Source organism: Sphingomonas sp. GC_Shp_5 (assembly GCF_026540855.1).
In the GTDB taxonomy this organism is placed as follows: Bacteria; Pseudomonadota; Alphaproteobacteria; order Sphingomonadales; family Sphingomonadaceae; genus Sphingomonas.
Genome location: NZ_JALNUP010000011.1, coordinates 32,921 through 50,861 on the forward strand (window position 1 = coordinate 32,921; position 17,941 = coordinate 50,861).

Annotated in this window: 15 protein-coding genes; 8 read left to right on the plus strand and 7 right to left on the minus strand. The window is 67.5% G+C overall.

What is annotated here, in order from left to right:
- Window positions 1-92 precede the first annotated feature (92 nt).
- The 3 genes from OXR60_RS10440 to OXR60_RS10450 are packed head-to-tail and all read right to left on the minus strand — an operon-like array spanning window position 93 to window position 4,755.
- A complete protein-coding gene (locus OXR60_RS10440) occupies window positions 93-1,880 on the minus strand; it encodes an AMP-dependent synthetase/ligase (RefSeq protein ID WP_267395836.1) in 1,788 nt (595 codons plus the stop codon).
- Between the two features lie 44 nt (window positions 1,881-1,924).
- On the minus strand, window positions 1,925-3,676 hold the full coding sequence (gene ggt / locus OXR60_RS10445) for a gamma-glutamyltransferase (RefSeq protein ID WP_267395837.1): 1,752 nt from the start codon (window positions 3,674-3,676) through the stop codon (window positions 1,925-1,927).
- A 47-nt stretch (window positions 3,677-3,723) separates the two neighbouring features.
- Window positions 3,724-4,755: a quinone-dependent dihydroorotate dehydrogenase gene (locus tag OXR60_RS10450; protein WP_267395838.1), complete on the minus strand. Its 1,032-nt coding sequence runs from the start codon at window positions 4,753-4,755 to the stop codon at window positions 3,724-3,726.
- Between the two features lie 167 nt (window positions 4,756-4,922).
- Between OXR60_RS10450 and OXR60_RS10455 the strand changes: the two genes are divergently transcribed.
- From OXR60_RS10455 to OXR60_RS10485, 7 genes are all read left to right on the plus strand, one after another.
- Window positions 4,923-5,387: an SUF system Fe-S cluster assembly regulator gene (locus tag OXR60_RS10455; protein WP_267395930.1), complete on the plus strand. Its 465-nt coding sequence runs from the start codon at window positions 4,923-4,925 to the stop codon at window positions 5,385-5,387.
- The gene (gene sufB / locus OXR60_RS10460) at window positions 5,387-6,871 is read left to right on the plus strand and encodes a Fe-S cluster assembly protein SufB (RefSeq protein ID WP_267395839.1); all 1,485 of its coding nucleotides are present in this window, start codon (window positions 5,387-5,389) and stop codon (window positions 6,869-6,871) included. The genes OXR60_RS10455 and sufB overlap by 1 nt, the downstream gene beginning before the upstream one ends.
- Window positions 6,872-6,964: 93 nt before the next feature.
- Window positions 6,965-7,708 (plus strand): Fe-S cluster assembly ATPase SufC, encoded by a 744-nt coding sequence (gene sufC / locus OXR60_RS10465; RefSeq protein WP_267395840.1) that lies wholly within the window; start codon window positions 6,965-6,967, stop codon window positions 7,706-7,708.
- Window positions 7,705-8,820 (plus strand): SufD family Fe-S cluster assembly protein, encoded by a 1,116-nt coding sequence (locus tag OXR60_RS10470; protein ID WP_267395841.1) that lies wholly within the window; start codon window positions 7,705-7,707, stop codon window positions 8,818-8,820. Before sufC ends, OXR60_RS10470 begins: the two co-directional genes overlap by 4 nt.
- Window positions 8,817-10,055, plus strand: a complete 1,239-nt coding sequence (locus OXR60_RS10475; RefSeq protein ID WP_267395842.1) for a cysteine desulfurase — start codon at window positions 8,817-8,819, stop codon at window positions 10,053-10,055. Before OXR60_RS10470 ends, OXR60_RS10475 begins: the two co-directional genes overlap by 4 nt.
- A 9-nt stretch (window positions 10,056-10,064) precedes the next feature.
- Window positions 10,065-10,538, plus strand: coding sequence for an SUF system Fe-S cluster assembly protein (locus tag OXR60_RS10480; protein ID WP_267395843.1), 474 nt, complete (start codon window positions 10,065-10,067; stop codon window positions 10,536-10,538).
- A complete protein-coding gene (locus tag OXR60_RS10485; protein WP_267395844.1) occupies window positions 10,538-10,891 on the plus strand; it encodes an iron-sulfur cluster assembly accessory protein in 354 nt (117 codons plus the stop codon). The genes OXR60_RS10480 and OXR60_RS10485 overlap by 1 nt, the downstream gene beginning before the upstream one ends.
- Window positions 10,892-10,936: 45 nt before the next feature.
- Here OXR60_RS10485 and OXR60_RS10490 read toward each other — a convergent pair whose 3' ends face one another.
- Window positions 10,937-12,091, minus strand: coding sequence for an N-acetyltransferase (locus OXR60_RS10490; protein WP_267395845.1), 1,155 nt, complete (start codon window positions 12,089-12,091; stop codon window positions 10,937-10,939).
- Between the two features lie 198 nt (window positions 12,092-12,289).
- On the opposite strand from OXR60_RS10490, the gene OXR60_RS10495 reads away from it, so the two are divergent.
- A complete protein-coding gene (locus OXR60_RS10495; protein WP_267395846.1) occupies window positions 12,290-13,381 on the plus strand; it encodes a fatty acid desaturase in 1,092 nt (363 codons plus the stop codon).
- Between the two features lie 198 nt (window positions 13,382-13,579).
- Here OXR60_RS10495 and lptG read toward each other — a convergent pair whose 3' ends face one another.
- From lptG to OXR60_RS10510, 3 genes are all read right to left on the minus strand, one after another.
- Window positions 13,580-14,671 (minus strand): LPS export ABC transporter permease LptG, encoded by a 1,092-nt coding sequence (gene lptG / locus OXR60_RS10500; RefSeq protein WP_267395847.1) that lies wholly within the window; start codon window positions 14,669-14,671, stop codon window positions 13,580-13,582.
- On the minus strand, window positions 14,668-15,858 hold the full coding sequence (gene lptF / locus OXR60_RS10505) for an LPS export ABC transporter permease LptF (RefSeq protein WP_267395848.1): 1,191 nt from the start codon (window positions 15,856-15,858) through the stop codon (window positions 14,668-14,670). The genes lptG and lptF overlap by 4 nt, the downstream gene beginning before the upstream one ends.
- A gap of 120 nt (window positions 15,859-15,978) precedes the next feature.
- On the minus strand, window positions 15,979-17,922 hold the full coding sequence (locus tag OXR60_RS10510; RefSeq protein WP_267395849.1) for an ATP-binding protein: 1,944 nt from the start codon (window positions 17,920-17,922) through the stop codon (window positions 15,979-15,981).
- Window positions 17,923-17,941: the final 19 nt, after the last annotated feature.

The window sequence follows — 17,941 nt, forward strand, 5'->3', positions numbered from 1 at the left end:
CGGCAGGGCTGATCGGAAGCGCCACGGATACCCCGCCGTCATCCTGAAACAAGCTCGGGATGACGAACAGGAGCGGGTGCTGCTCCGCCGTGCTATCCCTTGTACAGCGCGTCGAGCCGCTCGCCGTACATCGCCCGGATCATGTGGCGGCGGATCTTGAGACTCGGTGTCAGCTGCTCGTTCTCGATGGTGAAGGGGGCGTCGGCGAGCACGAAGCGGCGGACGCGCTCTGTCACCGACAGGTCCTTGTTCACGCGCTCGATCGCCTGGCCGATCGCGGTGCGATATTCGCTGTTCTCGGCGAGATTGGCGAACTTGCAGCTGGTGCCGTTGGCAGCGCACCATTCCTGGGTCCATTCGGGATCGGGCACCACCAGCGCGACCATATACGGGCGGCGGTCGCCGGCGATCATCGCCTGGCCGATCTCGGGCTGGAGGGTGAGCATGCCCTCCACCTTCTGCGGCGCGACATTGTCGCCCTTGTCGTTGATGATCAGGTCTTTCTTGCGATCCGTGATCGTGATCCGGCCCTTGGCGTCGATCTCGCCGATATCGCCGGTGTGCAGCCAGCCGTCCTTTAGCACCCGCGCGGTCTCGGCCTCGTTGCGCCAATAGCCGTGCATGACGAGCTCGCCGCGCACGAGGATCTCGCCATCATCGGCGATCCGCACCTCGGTATCCACCAGTGGCGGGCCGACCGAGTCCATCCGCAGGCCGGCCGACGGGCGGTTGCACGAGATCACCGGGGCAGCCTCGGTCTGGCCATAGCCTTGCAGGAAGGTGAGGCCGAGGCTCTGGAAGAACAGCCCGACCTCGGCGTTGAGCGGTGCGCCGCCCGAAACCATCGCCTTCATCCGCCCACCGAACTTCTTGGCGATCTTGGGCTTGAACAGGGTGCGGACCACCAGCTGCATCGGCCGGTCGGCGAGCCTGATCCGGCCCTCATATTCCTTGGCGCCGATATCGAGCGCGCGGGCGAGCAGATAGGCCGAGGCGCCGCCCTGCTTCTCGATCGCCTTGGCAATGCGGGTGCGCAGCACCTCGAACAGGCGGGGTACGACGAACATGATCGTCGGGCGCACTTCCTCGATATTGGCGGCGAGCTTGTCGAGCCCCTCGGCATAATAGATCTGGCCGCCGAGCCCGATCGCAAAATGCTGGCCGCCGGTATGCTCATAGGCATGGCTCAGGGGCAGGAACGACAGGAACACCTCGTCGTCCCAGCCGAAGTCCTCCGAGATCACCGCCGAACAGCCACGCACATTGTGAAGGATCGCGCCATGATGCTGCATCACCCCGCGCGGCGCGCCGCCGGTGCCCGACGTGTAAATGATGCAGGCAAGATCCCCGCGCGCGAAGCTCGCGTCCGCGGCGGCGGCCTCGAGCGTGGTCGGGTGATCGGCGATCAGCTGTCGCCAGCTGTGGAAGTCGACGCCGGCGGAGGGCGCGCGCATCGAATCGATGCCGATTACCGTCTGGCCCTGATTGGTCCGCAGCACCGCCTGGAGCACCGTCCGTGCGAGCTTGTCGGTGGAGACGATGATCGCGCAGGCGCCGGAATCGGAGATCACATGGGCGTGATCGCGCTCGGTGTTGGTGATGTAGGCGGGCACGGTGATGCAGCCGGCGGCCATGATTGCGAGATCGCTGATGCACCATTCGGGGCGGTTCTCGCTGACCAGCATCACCCGGTCGCCGCGCTTGAGGCCGATCGCCTTCAGCCCGGCCGCGAGGCTCGCCACCTGATGCGCCGCCTCGGCCCAGCTGATCGACTGCCAGGCGCCGTTCTGCTTGGTCCACAGGAACGGTGCGTCGCCCTTCTCGCGCGCCCGCGTGAAGAACATGGTGACGAGGTTGGGAAAGTGTTCGAGGGTGCGCATGGCTTCTCTCCTGCCGCGGCCGGCTCGTTGGCCGGCCGTCATCTTCATTCGGGCGGGCGGTTCGGCGCGGCGCCGACGCGGACGATCTGGGTGACGCTGCCATCCTCGCCGACCGCAACGCCTTCGCTGCGCGGATCGGCGGCACCGACCCAGCGACCGCCGACGCGCTCGATGGCGTTGGCCTTGAGCCCCAGCGGTGCGATCTGCACCCGCTCGCCGAGCGCATCAAGCGCCGGCTTCATCGCGTCGAGCTGGGTGCCCTGCTCCAGCGTCGCGACCGGGCCGGGGGCAAAGACCAGGCCAAGGGCAATCGCCTCCTGCGCCGACAGATGCCAGTCGAGCACGCCGACCAGCGCCTTGGCGACCTGGGCGATGATGGTCGCGCCGCCGGCGGCGCCGATCGCGATCCGCACCGTGCCATCGGGGTTGTAGACGATCGTCGGCGACATCGAGCTGCGCGGCCGCTTGCCGCCTTCGACGCGATTGGCGACGAGCGCGCCATCCTTGTCGGGCACGGTATCGAAGTCGGTCAGCTCGTTGTTGAGCGCGGTGCCGCTGACGGTCAGGCCCGAGCCGAAATAGCCCTCGATCGTGGTGGTGATCTCGACGACATTGCCGGCGCGATCGACCGCGACGAGGTCGCTGGTGCCGGGCACCTCGCTGACCTTGGCACGGATCCGCGGCGGGGCGCCGGCGGGGAGGCCGGGAGCGATGGTCGCCATCGTCCGCTCGGGCGAGATCAGCGCCGAGCGGGCGGCGAGATAGCGCGGGTCGATCAGGCCCTTGACCGGCACCGACACATAGTCGGGATCGCCGAGATACATGTCGCGATCGGCATAAGCGAGGCGCTCGGACTCGGCGAGCAGGTGCCAGGCGACGGGTGAATCCTTGCCGAGTGCGGTCATGTCGAACCGCTCGAGCTGCTTGAGGATCTGGAGCACCGCGACGCCGCCGGCCGAGGGCGGCCCCATGCCGCAAATCTTGTAGCGCCGGTAGGTACCGCACACCGCGCCGCGTGGCTTGGCATCATAGCTGGCCAGATCGCCTGCGGTCATCTTCGACGGGTTGCGGTTGGCGCCGTTGACGGTGGCGACGATCGCCTGCGCGGTCGGCCCGACATAGAAACTGTCGGCGCCGCGGCTCGCGATCTGGCCGAGCAGGGTCGCCTGCTCGGGGTTCTTGAGCAGGGTGCCGACCGGCAGCGCGGTGCCGTCGGCGCCGAGGTAATGGCCGCGCGACCAGCTATCGATGTGGCTGCCGAAGTTGTTGAGGCCGTTGTGGAGGCGTGTCGAGACGGTGAAGCCGTCGCGGGCATAGCGGATGGCGGGCGCAAACAGCGTCGCCCAGGGCAGCTTGCCGGCCTGGCGGTGGGCGAGCGCCATCGCGCGCAGCGCACCGGGGACGCCGACGCTGCGGCCGCCGGGCACCGCCTCGGCATGGCTCATCGGGGTGCCGTCATCGGCGTAGAACCATTTGGGATCGGCCGCCATCGGCGCCGCCTCGCGCGCGTCGATGGTCGACACCTTGCGGCTGGCGGCGGTGTGGGTGACCCAGAAGGAGCCGCCGCCGATACCGGAGTTCTGTGGCTCGACAACGTTGAGCACGAGCATGGTCGCGATCGCCGCATCGGTCGCGGTGCCGCCGGCCCTCAGCATTTCGGCACCGGCCGCCGCCGCACGGGGATCGGCGGCGCTGACCATGCCCTGGGGCTTGCTGGCGGGAGTGGCGGGCGCGGACCGGGCGGTGGCCGCGAGCGGCATCGACAGCGCGGTGAGCGCGAGCAGAAGCGTCTTCATCGGGCGGGGACCGTAACGGCTGGGGACCGGAGGGCAAGACGCTTGCATCAGCCCGCCCCTACGGCCTCCGCGACCCGGGCGATGCCGTCGCGCGCGAGCAGCGCGTCAAGTTCGGTGACGATGCGGCGGGGCAAAGCGGGGCCGCCGTAGACCAGCGCGGTGTAGAGCTGCACCAGGCTCGCGCCGGCGCGGATCCGGGCATAGGCCTCGGCGCCGCTGTCGATCCCGCCCGCGGCGACCAGCGGCAGCGCGCCGCCGGTCGCGGCGCGAAAATCCACCAGCCGCTGGCGGGCGAGCAGCTTGAGCGGCGCGCCGGACAGGCCGCCCGTCTCGCCGGCGTCGGCGCTGTGCAGCGCCGGGCGGCTGATCGTGGTGTTGCCGATGATCACCGCATCGACCCCGGACTCGATCGCGGCGCGGGCGATGTCGTCGATCGGCGCGGGATCGAGATCGGGCGCGACCTTGAGGAACAGCGGCGTGGCGCCGCGCGCCGCGGTGCAGGCGGCGAGCAGCTCGGCCAGCGCGGCGCCGTGCTGGAGATCGCGCAGACCTGGCGTGTTGGGCGAACTGATGTTGATCGTGACGTAATCGGCGACCGGCGCCGCCGCGCTCACCCCCGCGACATAATCCGCGACGCGGTCGGCCGCGTCCTTGTTGGCGCCGACGTTGATGCCGAGCCTGCCGCCGTGGGCGCGGCGGCTGGCGCGGGCGCGGGCGATCCCGGCGGCAAGCCCGCCATTGTTGAACCCCATCCGGTTGATCACCGCGCCATCGGCAGCGAGACGGAACAGCCGCGGCTTGGGATTGCCTGTCTGCGGCAGCGGGGTCAGCGTGCCGATCTCGACCGCACCGGCGCCGAGCCCGAGCAGGCCGTCGATCGCCTTGCCGTCCTTGTCGAGCCCTGCGGCTACCCCGAGCGGGTTGGCGAAGGCAATGCCGGCGACGGTGGTCGCCAGCCGCGGCGACGTGACCGGCGCGCGGACCGGCAGCCGCTGGCGCAGCGCCAGCGCGTCGATGGTCAGCGTGTGGGCGCGCTCGGGATCGAGCGTGAACAGCAGCGGGCGAGCGAGATAGGGCATGCCCCCGCCAATCGCACCGGGGCGGTCGCTCCGCAACAGGTCCTCGGCAATGACGACAGACGCAGACGCGATCTCAAATTGAGGCGTCGACCCCGGTTGACGAACCGGCCGCACGGGACCATCTGCCAATCGGATCAATTTTGTCCGATTTGAGAACCGTTCGCAACGTGCGCCTGTCCAGCCTGGCCGATTATGCAGTGGTGATGATGACTGCCGCGGCGCGCCATTGCGGCGGGCTCGCGCGGCTCAACGCGACCCTGCTTGCCGAACAGACCGGCGTGCCGCTGCCGACCGCGCAGAAGCTCGTCAGCCGCCTGTCGGCCGCCGGGCTGCTCGAGAGCACCCGCGGCACCGGCGGCGGCTTTCGCCTGTCGCGCCCGCCGGCGTCGATCAGCCTCGCCGAGATCATCGAGGCGGTCGAGGGGCCGATCGCGATGACCGCCTGCGTCGAGGGAGCCGGTCGCCAGGATTGCTCGCTCGATCACCAATGCGCGGTGAAGCCGCATTGGGGCGTGGTGAACAACGCCGTTCGCGGTGCCCTTGCCGGGGTCAGTCTCGCCACCCTTGCCGGCACGCCGCCAACCCAGATGACCCAGAACAGCGCGCCGCTGCGCGCCGAGGTAATTGCATAATGGCTACGAAGAACGCCGAGGCCTATGCGGCCGTTTCCAAGACCTATGAGTGGGGCTTCTCCTCGGACATCGAGCAGGACTTCGCCCCCAAGGGCTTGAGCGAAGACACGGTGCGCTACATTTCCGCCAAGAAGGGCGAGCCCGCCTGGATGCTCGACTGGCGCCTGAAGGCGTTCCGGCTGTGGCTGACGATGGAGGCGCCCGACTGGTCGAAGCTCAACGTGCCGCCGATCGATTACCAGGACGCCTATTATTACGCCGAGCCCAAGGCGAAGCCCAAGCTCGGCAGCCTCGACGAGGTCGATCCCGAGATCCTGCGCGTCTACGAGAAGCTCGGTATTCCGATCTCCGAGCAGAAGATGCTCGCCGGCGTCGAGGATCTCGACGCGGAGGGCAACCCCAAGCGCCGCGTGGCGGTTGACGCGGTGTTCGACAGCGTCTCGGTCGCGACTACCTTCCGCAAGGAGCTGGAAGCCGCGGGCGTGATCTTCCGCTCGATCTCCGAGGCGATCAAGGAATATCCCGAGCTGGTGAAGAAGTGGCTCGGCAAGGTGGTGCCGCAGCGCGACAATTACTTCGCGACGCTCAACAGCGCGGTCTTCTCGGACGGCACCTTCGTCTACATTCCCGAGGGCGTGCGCTGCCCGATGGAGCTGTCGACCTATTTCCGCATCAATGCCGAGAACACCGGCCAGTTTGAGCGCACGCTGATCGTCGCCGACAAGGGTAGCTATGTCAGCTATCTCGAGGGCTGCACCGCGCCGATGCGCGACGAGAACCAGCTCCACGCCGCGGTAGTCGAGCTGGTCGCGCTCGATGATGCCGAGATCAAGTACAGCACCGTGCAGAATTGGTATCCGGGCGACGAGAATGGCGTCGGCGGGATCTACAATTTCGTCACCAAGCGCGCGCTCTGCCAGGGCAAGAACAGCAAGGTAAGCTGGACCCAGGTCGAGACCGGCTCGGCGATCACTTGGAAATACCCTTCCTGCGTGCTCGCCGGCGATGGCTCGGTCGGCGAATTCTATTCGGTGGCGGTGACCAACAACCGCCAGCAGGCCGATACCGGCACCAAGATGATCCATCTCGGCAAGAACACCCGATCTACGATCGTGTCGAAGGGCATCAGCGCCGGTCGCTCGGACAACACCTATCGCGGCCTCGTCCGCGTCGGTCCGACCGCGGAAGGCGTGCGCAACTTCACCCAGTGCGATTCGCTGCTGCTCGGCGACCAGTGCGGCGCGCACACCGTGCCTTATATCGAGGTGCGCAACCCGTCGGCGCAGATCGAGCATGAGGCGACCACCTCAAAGATCTCCGAGGACCAGCTGTTCTACGCGATGAGCCGCGGGCTCGATGCCGAGGCGGCGGTGGCGCTGATCGTCAACGGCTTCGCGCGCGAGGTGCTGCAGCAGCTGCCGATGGAATTCGCGGTCGAGGCGCAGAAGCTGCTCGGGATCAGCCTCGAAGGCTCGGTCGGCTAAGTCATTGATCCCCGGCGGGCGCCGGGGTCCAGCTACAGGCGATGCGCACGGGGCCGTGAGCGTCGGCGTCGCCAGGGAATGAATGAGAGAAGAATGCTCAAGATTGACAACCTCCACGCCGAGATCGACGGCAAGGAAATCCTCAAGGGGCTGAGCCTTGAGGTGAACGCGGGCGAGGTGCACGCGATCATGGGGCCGAACGGCGCCGGCAAGTCGACGCTCGGCTATGTGCTCGGCGGTCGGCCCGGCTATGAGGTGACCGCCGGCTCGATCACCTTCGCCGGCCAGGATCTGCTCGAGCTCGAGCCGCACGAGCGCGCCGCCGCCGGCGTGTTCCTGGGTTTCCAATATCCGGTCGAGATCCCCGGCGTTTCCAACGTCCAGTTCCTGCGCGAGGCGCTCAACGCCCAGCGTGCGAGCCGTGACGAGAAGCCGCTGTCCGGGGGCGAATTCCTCAAGCTCGCGCGCGGCCAGGCGGATCTGCTCAGCATGGACCACGACATGCTCAAGCGGCCGGTCAACGTCGGCTTCTCGGGCGGCGAGAAGAAGCGCAACGAGATGGTGCAGATGGGCATCGTTGATCCCAAATTTGCGATCCTGGACGAGACCGACAGCGGCCTCGACATCGATGCGCTGCGGATCGTCGGCGATGGCATCAACCGGATCATGCGCCGGCCCGACAAGGCGGTGCTGCTGATCACCCATTACCAGCGCCTGCTAGATTATGTGCAGCCGGATTTCGTCCACGTGCTGGAAGCCGGGCGGATCACCCGCACCGGCGGCGCCGAGCTGGCGCACCAGCTCGAGCGCGAGGGTTACGCGCAGGCGGCGGCATGAGCGCGGTGCTCGATCTGCCGTCCAGCCGCGCCGAGGCGTGGCGCTGGGCCGACATGGGCGCGCTCGCCACCGCGGCGGCGCTGGCACCGGTAGCGGCCCCCGATACCGATGGCGCGTTCCTCGATCTGCCCGGCGCGCGGCTGCTGTTCGTCGACGGCGTGCTCGATGACGCGCGCAGCGTGCTCGGCAGCGTGGTGCTGACCGAACTCGGTGGCGGCGATCACCTGCTTGGCCGTCATGCCGCCGGCACCGGCTGGATGCTGCGCGTCGAGGCGGACGCGGCGCTCGATCCGGTCCAGGTGGTCCATGTCGCCACCGGCGCGGAAAACCACCTGCCGGCGGCGATCGTGCTCGGTGACGATGCGGTGGCGCAGGTCTATGAGACCTATGTCGGCGCGGGCTGGAGCAACCGCTTCACCTCGGTCTCGCTCGGGCGCGCGGCGCGGTTAATGCGCGCGGTGCGGCTGACTCAAGAGGCCGGTTTCACCAGCGTCCGCGAGGAAGCGACGCTGGGCGTGGGCGCGAGCCTGATCACGACCTTCCTCGGCGCCGGCCATGCCGGCACCCGGATCGATGCCGCGGTGACGCTGGCGGGCGACGGCGGCTATGCCGAGTTCGGCGGCGCGTTGCTCACCGCGGGCGAGCAGCGCCAAGAGTGCGCGGTGCGGGTCCGCCATGCCGAGCCCAACGGCCAGTCGCATCAATTGTGGCGCGCGGTGGCGGCGGATCGCTCCACCGCGAGCCTTGCCGCGGCAGTCGAGGTCGCGCGGCACGCGCAGAAGACCGACGGCGAGCAAAGCCTGCGCGGGCTGCTGCTGCAGCGCACCGCGACGGTGAACCTCAAGCCCGAGCTCGAGATCTTCGCCGACGACGTCAAATGCGCGCACGGCGCGACGGTGGGCGAGCTCGACAACCGGGCGTTGTTCTACATGCAGAGCCGCGGCATCCCCAAGCCCAAGGCGCAGGCGCTGCTGACCCGCGCGTTCGTCGCCGACGCGCTCGACCGGATCGGCAACGAGACCGTGCGTGATGCCTTCGCCGCCAACGCGGATGCGTGGTTGGGCCAGGCGCTGGGTGCTGCCCTGCCGCCCGAGGGAGGGCGGGTGTCATGACCGTGCTCGAGCAAGTGCTGCCGCCCGTTGGCGACAAAGCCGCGCCGCTCGATCGCCTCGCTGACTTCCCTGCGATTCCCGCGGGCTGGGCCTATCTCGACACCGCCGCGACCGCGCAAAAGCCGCAGCCGGTGATCGACGCAATCGCCAGCGCCTATGGCGAGACCTATGCCACCGTCCATCGCGGCGTCTACCAGCGCTCGGCGGACATGACGCTGGCCTATGAAGCCGCGCGGCGCACCGTGGCGCGGTTCATCGGCGCCGGCTCGGCCGACGAGATCGTGTTCGTGCGTGGCGCGACCGAGGGGATCAACCTCGTCGCGCACAGCTGGGCGGGGACGCAGCTCAAGGCGGGCGACCGGATCCTGCTGTCGATGCTCGAGCATCACAGCAACATCGTGCCCTGGCAGATGGTCGCCGAGCGGGTGGGGGCTGCGATCGACGTGGTGCCGCTGACTGCGGACGGGCGGATCGATCTCGACGCGATGGCGGCGATGATCACGCCGCAGCACAAATTGGTCGCGCTCGCGCACGTCTCCAACGTGCTCGGTTCGGTGCTCGACGTGGCCCGGGTGACCGAACTTGCCCACGGCGTCGGCGCCAAGATCCTGATCGACGGCTGCCAGGCAGTGCCGCGGCTGCCGGTCGACGTGGCCTCGCTCGGCTGCGACTTCTACGTCTTCTCCGGCCACAAGCTGTACGGCCCGACCGGAATCGGCGTGCTGTGGGCGCGGCCCGAACTGCTCGAGGCGATGCCGCCCTATCAGGGTGGCGGGTCGATGATCGATCGGGTGAGCTTCGCGCGCACCACCTATGCGCCGCCGCCGGGCCGGTTCGAGGCGGGAACCCCGCACATCGTCGGCGCGCTCGGCCTCGCCGCGGCGATCGACTATGTCGAGGATATCGGCCTCGCGGCGATCCATGCGCATGAGACCGCGCTGGTCCGCCAGACCCGCGAGGCGCTGTCGCAGATCAACTCGGTGCGGCTGTTCGGACCGGATGACTCGGCGGGCATCGTCAGCTTCGTGATCGAGGGGGTGCATCCGCACGACATCGGCACCATCTTGGACGAGGCGCAGGTCGCGATCCGCGCGGGGCATCATTGCGCGCAGCCGCTGATGGCGGCGTTGGGCGTGGATGCCACGGCGCGGGCGAGCTTCGCGGTGTATAACGGCCCGCAGGACATCGAGGCGCTGGTGCGCGGCATCGAGCGCGTCACGCGGATTTTCGGGTAAGGAATTCGGATGAGCGACGGTTTTCGCATCGAGGAAGTGGAGGCGGTGATCCCGCCACCACGCGCACGGGTGGACGAGGCGCCGGAGCCGCAGGTCGAGGCTCAGGGCGAACGTCGCCGTGACTATCTCGACGGCTTCCTGGCGCAGCAGCCGCAGGGCGATGCCCCGGGCGAGCCGGGTGGCGCGCTGTACGAGGCGGTGATCGACGCGCTGAAGGAGATCTATGACCCGGAAATTCCGGTCAACATCTACGATCTCGGGCTGATCTACGGCGTCGATGTCTCCACCGAGGGGCATTGCGCGGTGACGATGACGCTGACCACGCCCAATTGCCCGGTCGCGGAATCGATGCCCGGCGAGGTCGAACTGCGCGTCGGCTCGGTGCCGGGGATCGCGATCGCCGACGTCAATCTGGTCTGGGATCCGCCCTGGGACCCGCAGAAGATGTCGGACGAAGCCAAGCTCGAATTGGGAATGCTGTGATGGCCACTGCCGCTCGCGTGCGCCCGGCGCCGCTGATCCTGACTTCATCCGCCGAGGCGCGGATCGCCGATCTGATGGGCAAGGCGCCCGCCGGTGCGCTCGGCGTCAAGCTGTCGACGCCGCGGCGCGGCTGCTCGGGGCTCGCCTATTCGGTGGATTACGTCACCGAGGCCAAGCCGTTCGACGAGAAGATCGACACCGCCGGCGGCACGTTGTTCGTCGACGGCGGCTCGATCCTGTACTTGGTCGGGTCGACGATGGACTGGGTGGAGGACGATTTCACCGCGGGTTTCGTGTTCAACAACCCCAACGCCAAGGGCGCGTGCGGCTGCGGCGAGAGCTTCACGGTGTAAGCTGACGATCGGCCGGCGGACATGCGCCGGCCGACGACGGCGCGCTTACAGATCGCGCGAATACACCTGATAGACCTTGTTGACGGTGCCGTGCACCGTCTCGGCGATCGAGCGCATGCCCTGATTGTCGTCGAGGATCCAGCCGATCTCGCCGCGGCTCGCGCCATAATGGTCGACCGAGGCCTTGCGAATATACTCGATCATCATGAAGGCGAGCTGGCTCGCCATCCGCGACGATTGCAGTTCCTTTACCACGCCCATCAGCGGCACGCGCATCGTGCGCACCCTGGGCTTGCGCAGCCACAGCAGCAATTTGGCCCAGCCGAACGGCAGCAGGCTGCCGTTGAGCGGCTTAATTGCCTCGTTGAGATCGGGAAGCGTGATCATGAACGCGACCGGCTTGCCGTCGAGCTCGGCGATGCGGATCAGGTCGTTGAACACGATCGGCTTGAGCTTGACGCCGACATCCTTGATCTCGGGCGGGGTGAGGGGGACGAACCCCCAATTGTCGCTCCAGGCGTCGTTGAGGATGGCGAGGATGATCGCGGCTTCCTCGTCGAACTTCGATTTGTCGACCTGGCGGATGACGATCCGTGGGTTGTTCTCGCCCGAGCGGATGATGCGCTTGACGATCGGCGGGAATTCCTGGGTGATATCGAGCTCATAGGTCATGAGCTGCTTGACGCCGACATAGCCCGCCGCCTCGATCCAGCCGCGATATTCGGGCTTGGCATGGCCCATCATGATCGTCGGGGCATGATCATAGCCCTCGATCAGCAGGCCGGGCTCTTCCCAGATCGACATGGAGATCGGCCCGAGCGCGCGGTGCATGCCCTGCTCGCGCAGCCAGCCTTCGGCCTTGGCGAGCAGCGCCACGAAGATGTCCTCGCGCTCCGCCTCCATCAGCCCCCATTGCCCGACCCCGGGGCCGAAGCCCTGCGCCGCCGGCATGGTCAGCGCCAGCGTGTCGATATGCGCCGAGATGCGGCCGACCACCTTGTCGCCCTCATAGGCAAGGAACAGCTGTGCCTTGGCGTGGCTGAACCAGCCGTTCTTCTCCGGGGTGATCAGCCCGAGTGCCTCGCCCTTCAGTGGCGGCACCCAATGGGGATCGTCCTTGTACAGCCGGAACGCCAGATCGACGAAGATCTTGCGGTCCGCCTTGGTCTCGACGGGTCTGATCAACAAGGTGCTCGCCATTCATGCCTCCGGAAAACAGCTGTGCGCGTGTAGCCAGTCGCCACGCCGATGGCGAGTGTGGTTTCGGTTTCGCCCGTAACCAACGCGCCGTGATGGGCAGCGCGCATCGCTGTGATCGAGGCAAGTCATCACCGCCGCACGGCCCACCGCCTGTAAATGCCACGCTGTCGCCACTATCTAGGGCCAATGGAACACGCCATGGATACCACGCTTTCCTTCGCGCGAGGCGCGGCCGCTGCGCCGGCGGACCGAGCACCGGCCCAGCGTATCGCCGACGACAAGGCGATGCTGCGCGCGGCGGCCGATCTCACCCGCGATCTCAATGCGCCCAAGCCGCTGGTCTATTGGGGTGACCTCATCGCCTCAACGGCGGTGGGCTATGGCGCGGCTGCGGTTGCGGTATTGGCGTCGTCGACCGCGCTGATGATCGCGGCGGGCGTCGTCGCGGTGCTCGCGCTATATCGCGCGCTGCTGTTCATCCACGAAATCAGCCACATCAAGCATGCGGCGCTTCCCGGCTTCCGCCTCGGCTGGAACCTGCTGGTCGGCATCCCCATGCTGACCCCGTCGTTCATGTATGAAGGCGTCCACAACCTTCACCATGCCAAGACCCGCTATGGCACCGCGGAGGACCCCGAATATCTGCCGCTGGCGCTGATGAAGCCGTGGACGCTGCCGGTGTTCATCCTCGTCTCGCTGCTTGCGCCGGTCGGGCTGCTGATCCGCTTCGCGATCCTGTCACCGCTATCGTGGCTGATCCCGCCGCTGCGCAGGACGGTGATCGAGCGTTATTCGGCGCTGTCGATCAATCCGTCGTTCCGCCGCAAGATTCCCGAAGGCGAGCAGCGCCGGCTGTTTGACCGGCTGGATGGCGGCGCGGCGGTGTGGGCAGTTGCCGTGGTCGCGCTGGTCGCGACCGGGCTGATCCCGCTGCGCGGCTTTGGGATCGTGGTCGCGATCGGCTCGGCGGTGGCGCTACTCAACCAAGTGCGCACGCTGGTCGCGCATCTGTGGGAGAATGAGGGCGAGCAGATGAGCGTCACCGCGCAGTATCTCGACTCGGTCAACGTGCCGCCGCCCGGTTTGCTGCCGGCGCTATGGGCGCCGGTGGGCCTGCGCTACCATGCGCTACACCATCTGCTGCCTGGGCTGCCCTATCACGCGCTTGGCGAGGCGCACCGTAGAATTGCAGAGGTGCTCGAGGAGGGCTCGGTCTATCACAAGGCGAGCTACAAGAGCGCGCTGGGGCTGATGCATCGGATCGGCAAGAGCACCATGATGCCGCGCTGAGCCGGTTAAAGGTCTGACGAACAGAGGGCGTCTTTACCTAAAGGTGAGGGCGCCCTTTCCTCAAACCGTCATCCCAGCGCAAGCTGGGATCTGCTTGAGGCGCGCTGCTCGCTCTCTTCAAGGAGACCCCAGCTTTCGCTGGGGTGACGGCGTTTGGGGTGACGGCGGGTGTGGCGGCGGCTTGTTATGGGAAGAGGGTTATTCCTCGGTGCGGATCAGCACCGCTTCGCCGATCAGTAGGAACAAGAGGAACGGCGCCCAGGCAGCCAGGAATGGCGGGTAAGCGCCGAGATTGCCCATTGCCAGCGCGAAATTGTCGGCGACGAAATAGGCGAAGCCCAGCGCCATGCCGATCACCGCGCGGATGAACAATTGACCCGATCGCGCCGTGCCGAACGCCGCGACCGCGCCGAGCAGCGGCATCAGCACCGCGGACAGCGGCCCCGACAATTTGTGCCACAAGGTACCCTCCAGCGCCTTGGTCGGCCGACCGGCATCGCGCAGGTCGCCGATTGCGGCGCTGAGCTCGGTGAACGACAGGCTTTCGTCGTCGACGGTGCCGAGGGTAAACTGGTCCGGGCGGACGCCCGGCGCGACGACGATCGCACCGACCTGGGCGAGCTTGCCGCTGGCGATGTCGAACCGCCGCGCCGGGGCGATCAGCCAGCCGTTGCCGCTGCGCTTGCCGCGCGGCGCGCGGATGACCGAGACGAGGTTGCCCCCGGTGCGATCGTAAACGGTGATGCCGCCGAGCTGCACCGCATTGCCGCGCCCCTGCACCTGATCGACCGCGATCAGATCGTCGCCATCGCGCACCCAGACGTTGGTGCGATCGCCGCGGTCGATCGGCAGCGGGCCGTAATCGACGTTCTTCCACTGATTGAGCGTCGCCGTCGCGCGGGTGACGATCCGCTCGTTGAAGGCGAAGCTCACCACCGCCACGCCCATGCTCGCGACCAGCAACGGCGCCAGCACTTGGTGCGCGGACAGGCCGCCGGCCTTGAGCGCAATAACCTCGCTGTTCTGGTTCATCGTGATCAGCGTCAGGATGGTGCCGAGCAGCACCGAGAAGGGCAGCAGGAAGGAGACGATCTGCGGCGCGCGGAGGCCGACATATTGCCATACCTGGGCCTGGGTGTTGCCGGCATGGGCAAGGATGTTGCCCGATTCGCTCAGCAGATCGAGCGTCTGCAGGATCAGCAGCAGCGCCGCGAGCAACCCGAAGGTGCGCAGCAGGAACATCCGGCCCATGTAGATGGCGATAGTGCGGGACGGGAACAGCGCGCTCACGCCTTGGCCTCCTTGCGGCGGAAGGGCAGGAAGCGGGTGATCAGCTTGGCGAGCTTAGAGAAGCTGCGCTCGAGCGCGCCAATCGGCTGGCCACCGGGGACATAGGCGATGGTGTAATACATCCAGATGATGATCCCGGCGAAGATCAGGAACGGCGTCCACAGCGCGATCAGCGGATCGACCCGGCCGAGCTCACCTACCGCGGCGGCATATTCGTTCACCTTGTGATAGGCGACGATCATCACGATCGCGAGGAACACGCCGACGCCCGAGCTGGAACGCTTGGGCGGCACGCCGAGCGCGATGGCGAGCAACGGCAGCAGGAACATCGTCGCCACCTCGACCACGCGGAAGTGGAATTCGGAGCGACTGGAATCGCGCTGCGCCTCGCTGTGCGACGAATGACCGATGCGCGCGAGCTCGGGCAGGGTGAATTCGAGGTTGCGGCCGCCGCGCTGGCGGAAGTTCTCATATTTCGGCAGCGGGATCGGCAGATCGTGTGAGGTAAAGGTGAGCACGCGCGGCACGGCGAAATTCGGAGCCTTGTGAACCAACGTGCCGTTGGTCAGGCGGAAGATGATCGTGTTGGGATCGTCGGTGGCGAGGAACCGGCCCGACTGGGCTGTCACCGAATATTCGGTGCCCTTGTTGGCATAATGGACGAAGATGCCCTCCAGCTTGCGGCCCTTGTCGTGGCTCTGCTCGATGCGCAGCGTCATCTGGCTGCCGAAATGGGTGAACTCGCCGACCTTGATCGAGGCGCCGAGCGCACCGGTGCGCAGCTCGAAGCGCAATTGCTCGTAGTAATAGCGAGCCTGCGGCTGGACGAAGCCGACGATCAGGATGTTGGCGATCGCGAGCACCAGCGCGAACATATAAGGCACGCGCAGCAGGCGCGTGTAGCTGACACCGACGCCGCGGAGCACATCAAGCTCCGAATTGGCGGCGAGCCGGCGGAAGGCGAGCAGGATGCCGAGCAGCAGGCCGATCGGAATGCCGAGGCCGAGGTACTCGGGCAAGAGATTGGCGAGCATCCGCCACACCACGCTGATCGGCCCGCCTTGCGCGGCGACGAAATCGAACAGGCGGCGGATGCGATCGAGGATCAGCAGCATCGCCGCGATGATCAACGTCGAGAACAAGGGCAATGCGATCAGCCGGGCCATGTAGCGATCGATGGATGTCATGAATGTGCTCGGCCGGGGCTGGGAAGGGCGGGATATAGGCTGCTCCGCCAGCAGCGTCAGCTTTTAAATTCCGGTCGGTCGCTCGGGCGGATCGCGCGGGAGCCTTGCCGCAGGGTGATGCTATTCGGCGGCGATCTGCGTCGTCGCCGCCGGACGGTCGCGGCTCATCGCCTCGCCGATCGCCCGCTCCAGACCCGCGAGCGTGAAGGGCTTGCGCAGCACCTGATGGCCGCCGAACTCGCTGGTGTTGGCGTCACCGGCAAAACCGGTGACGAACAATACCGCGATATGGGGATAGCGCGGGCCGAGCTCGGCGATCATCTCCGGGCCGGTCTGCTCGGGCATCAGCACGTCGGAGATGATCAGGTCGATGCTACCGTCACGGGCGAGCATCCCCGCCGCCTCCAATGGTGCCGGGCAGGCGATCGCGGTGTGGCCGAGCTCTTCCAGCGCGCCGACGGTCGCCGCCAGCACGCGGGGATCGTCTTCCACCACCAGCACCGCCAAGCTGTCCGGCACCGGGGGCAGCGGTGCCGGGGCGGCGACCTCGACCGGCCTGCCGACGTCCTGGGATCGATCGCGGGGCAGATAGAGCGTCACGGTGGTGCCGCGACCGACCTCGGTGTCGATGGCAATCTCGCCCGCGAGCTGGCGGACCAGTGCGAAAATCTGGCTGAGCCCTAGCCCGGTGCCCTTGCCGACCTCCTTGGTGGTGAAAAAGGGCTCGTAGACGCGCTCGACCACCTCGGGCGGCATGCCCGAGCCATTGTCGGTCACCGCGATCCGGACATAATCCCCGGCGGGGCAATGATCCACCTCATGCTCCGCGAGCGTGACGGCGCCGGTGTCGATGATCAGCAACCCACGCCCGTTCATCGCGTCGCGGGCGTTGACCGCCAGGTTGAGCACGGCGTTCTCGAGCTGAACGCGATCGGCACGGACCTGCCAGCCGCCCGCGGCATCGCGGGTAGTGACAGTGATGGCCTCGCCAAGGGTACGATCGAGCATCTCCGACATGCCTGCGACCAGCGCGGCAGCGCCGATCGACTCGGGTTTCAGCGAATCCTCGCGGCTGAAGGCGAGCAGCCGGCGGGTGAGCGCGGCGGCACGGTTGGCGCCCTCGGTGGCATTGTCGAGATGGCGCGCTACAGCGCGCGGATCGGTGACGACGCTGCGTCGGGCGAGTTCCAGCCCGCCGAGAACCACCGCAAGCATGTTATTGAAATCATGGGCGATGCCACCGGTGAGCTGGCCAACTGCCTCCATCTTCTGGATCTGGCGCAGCTTGGCTTCCTGGACGCGCAATTCGTCGGTCGCGCGGGTGACGGCGCCGGACAGCTCCTCGGCGCGCTCGCGCTCGGCGTCGGCCTCGGCGCGCGCGGTGGCGCGCTCGCCGACGGTGCGGATCGTGATCCAGCCCAGCACCAGCGCGGCGAGCACGATCAGCACGCCAAACACCGCGAGCACGCCAGCGAGGCGGCTGGCGCGGTTGACGGTGTCCATCGCGTTCGTAGTGCGGCGATCGAGCAACTGCCGCTCGCGGCTGATGATCTGGTTGAGCGTCGAGTCGATCGCCGCCAGCGCCGGCGACTGGCGCGCCTGGTAGAAGCGCGACAGTGCCTGGTTGTTCTGGCCGTAGGTGGTGCTGAGCGCGGTGATCGACAGCTCGGCGCCACGCTCGGCATAGGCCTCGCGCAGGCGGGCGACGCGGTGGCTCTGCTCGGGCGTGTCATAGGTCAGCTGGCCGAGCCGGTCGAGCTGGCTGCTGGCGAGGCGCCATTGATCGAAATAGAGCCGGCCGAGCGACTTGTCGGCGCTGATCACATAACGGCCGAGCGAGGCTTCCGAACGCGCGATGGTGCCCGACAGCGTGCGCGCGAGGATCATCACGTCATAGCTGTGCGCCTGCAGCTGCAGCGCGCGGTCGCGCTGGCGGTTGGCGCTGGTGAGCGTCGCGATCAGCGCGACCAGCACCACGGCCCCCAGCACGCCCATCACGACCAGCATGATGGTGCGCCAGGGCAAGTCGCCCCCAGGGGCCGTCCGCTCGGCCTCGTTCCGCATCACGGCGTCATTCTAACTC

Coding starts and splice junctions, on each gene's coding strand:
- OXR60_RS10440 (WP_267395836.1), bottom strand. CDS start 1,880: ATGCGCACCCTCGAACACTTTCCCAACCTCGTCACCATGTTCTTCACG.
- ggt (WP_267395837.1), bottom strand. CDS start 3,676: ATGAAGACGCTTCTGCTCGCGCTCACCGCGCTGTCGATGCCGCTCGCG.
- OXR60_RS10450 (WP_267395838.1), bottom strand. CDS start 4,755: ATGCCCTATCTCGCTCGCCCGCTGCTGTTCACGCTCGATCCCGAGCGC.
- sufB (WP_267395839.1), top strand. CDS start 5,387: ATGGCTACGAAGAACGCCGAGGCCTATGCGGCCGTTTCCAAGACCTAT.
- sufC (WP_267395840.1), top strand. CDS start 6,965: ATGCTCAAGATTGACAACCTCCACGCCGAGATCGACGGCAAGGAAATC.
- OXR60_RS10470 (WP_267395841.1), top strand. CDS start 7,705: ATGAGCGCGGTGCTCGATCTGCCGTCCAGCCGCGCCGAGGCGTGGCGC.
- OXR60_RS10475 (WP_267395842.1), top strand. CDS start 8,817: ATGACCGTGCTCGAGCAAGTGCTGCCGCCCGTTGGCGACAAAGCCGCG.
- OXR60_RS10480 (WP_267395843.1), top strand. CDS start 10,065: ATGAGCGACGGTTTTCGCATCGAGGAAGTGGAGGCGGTGATCCCGCCA.
- OXR60_RS10485 (WP_267395844.1), top strand. CDS start 10,538: ATGGCCACTGCCGCTCGCGTGCGCCCGGCGCCGCTGATCCTGACTTCA.
- OXR60_RS10490 (WP_267395845.1), bottom strand. CDS start 12,091: ATGGCGAGCACCTTGTTGATCAGACCCGTCGAGACCAAGGCGGACCGC.
- OXR60_RS10495 (WP_267395846.1), top strand. CDS start 12,290: ATGGATACCACGCTTTCCTTCGCGCGAGGCGCGGCCGCTGCGCCGGCG.
- lptF (WP_267395848.1), bottom strand. CDS start 15,858: ATGACATCCATCGATCGCTACATGGCCCGGCTGATCGCATTGCCCTTG.
- OXR60_RS10510 (WP_267395849.1), bottom strand. CDS start 17,922: ATGCGGAACGAGGCCGAGCGGACGGCCCCTGGGGGCGACTTGCCCTGG.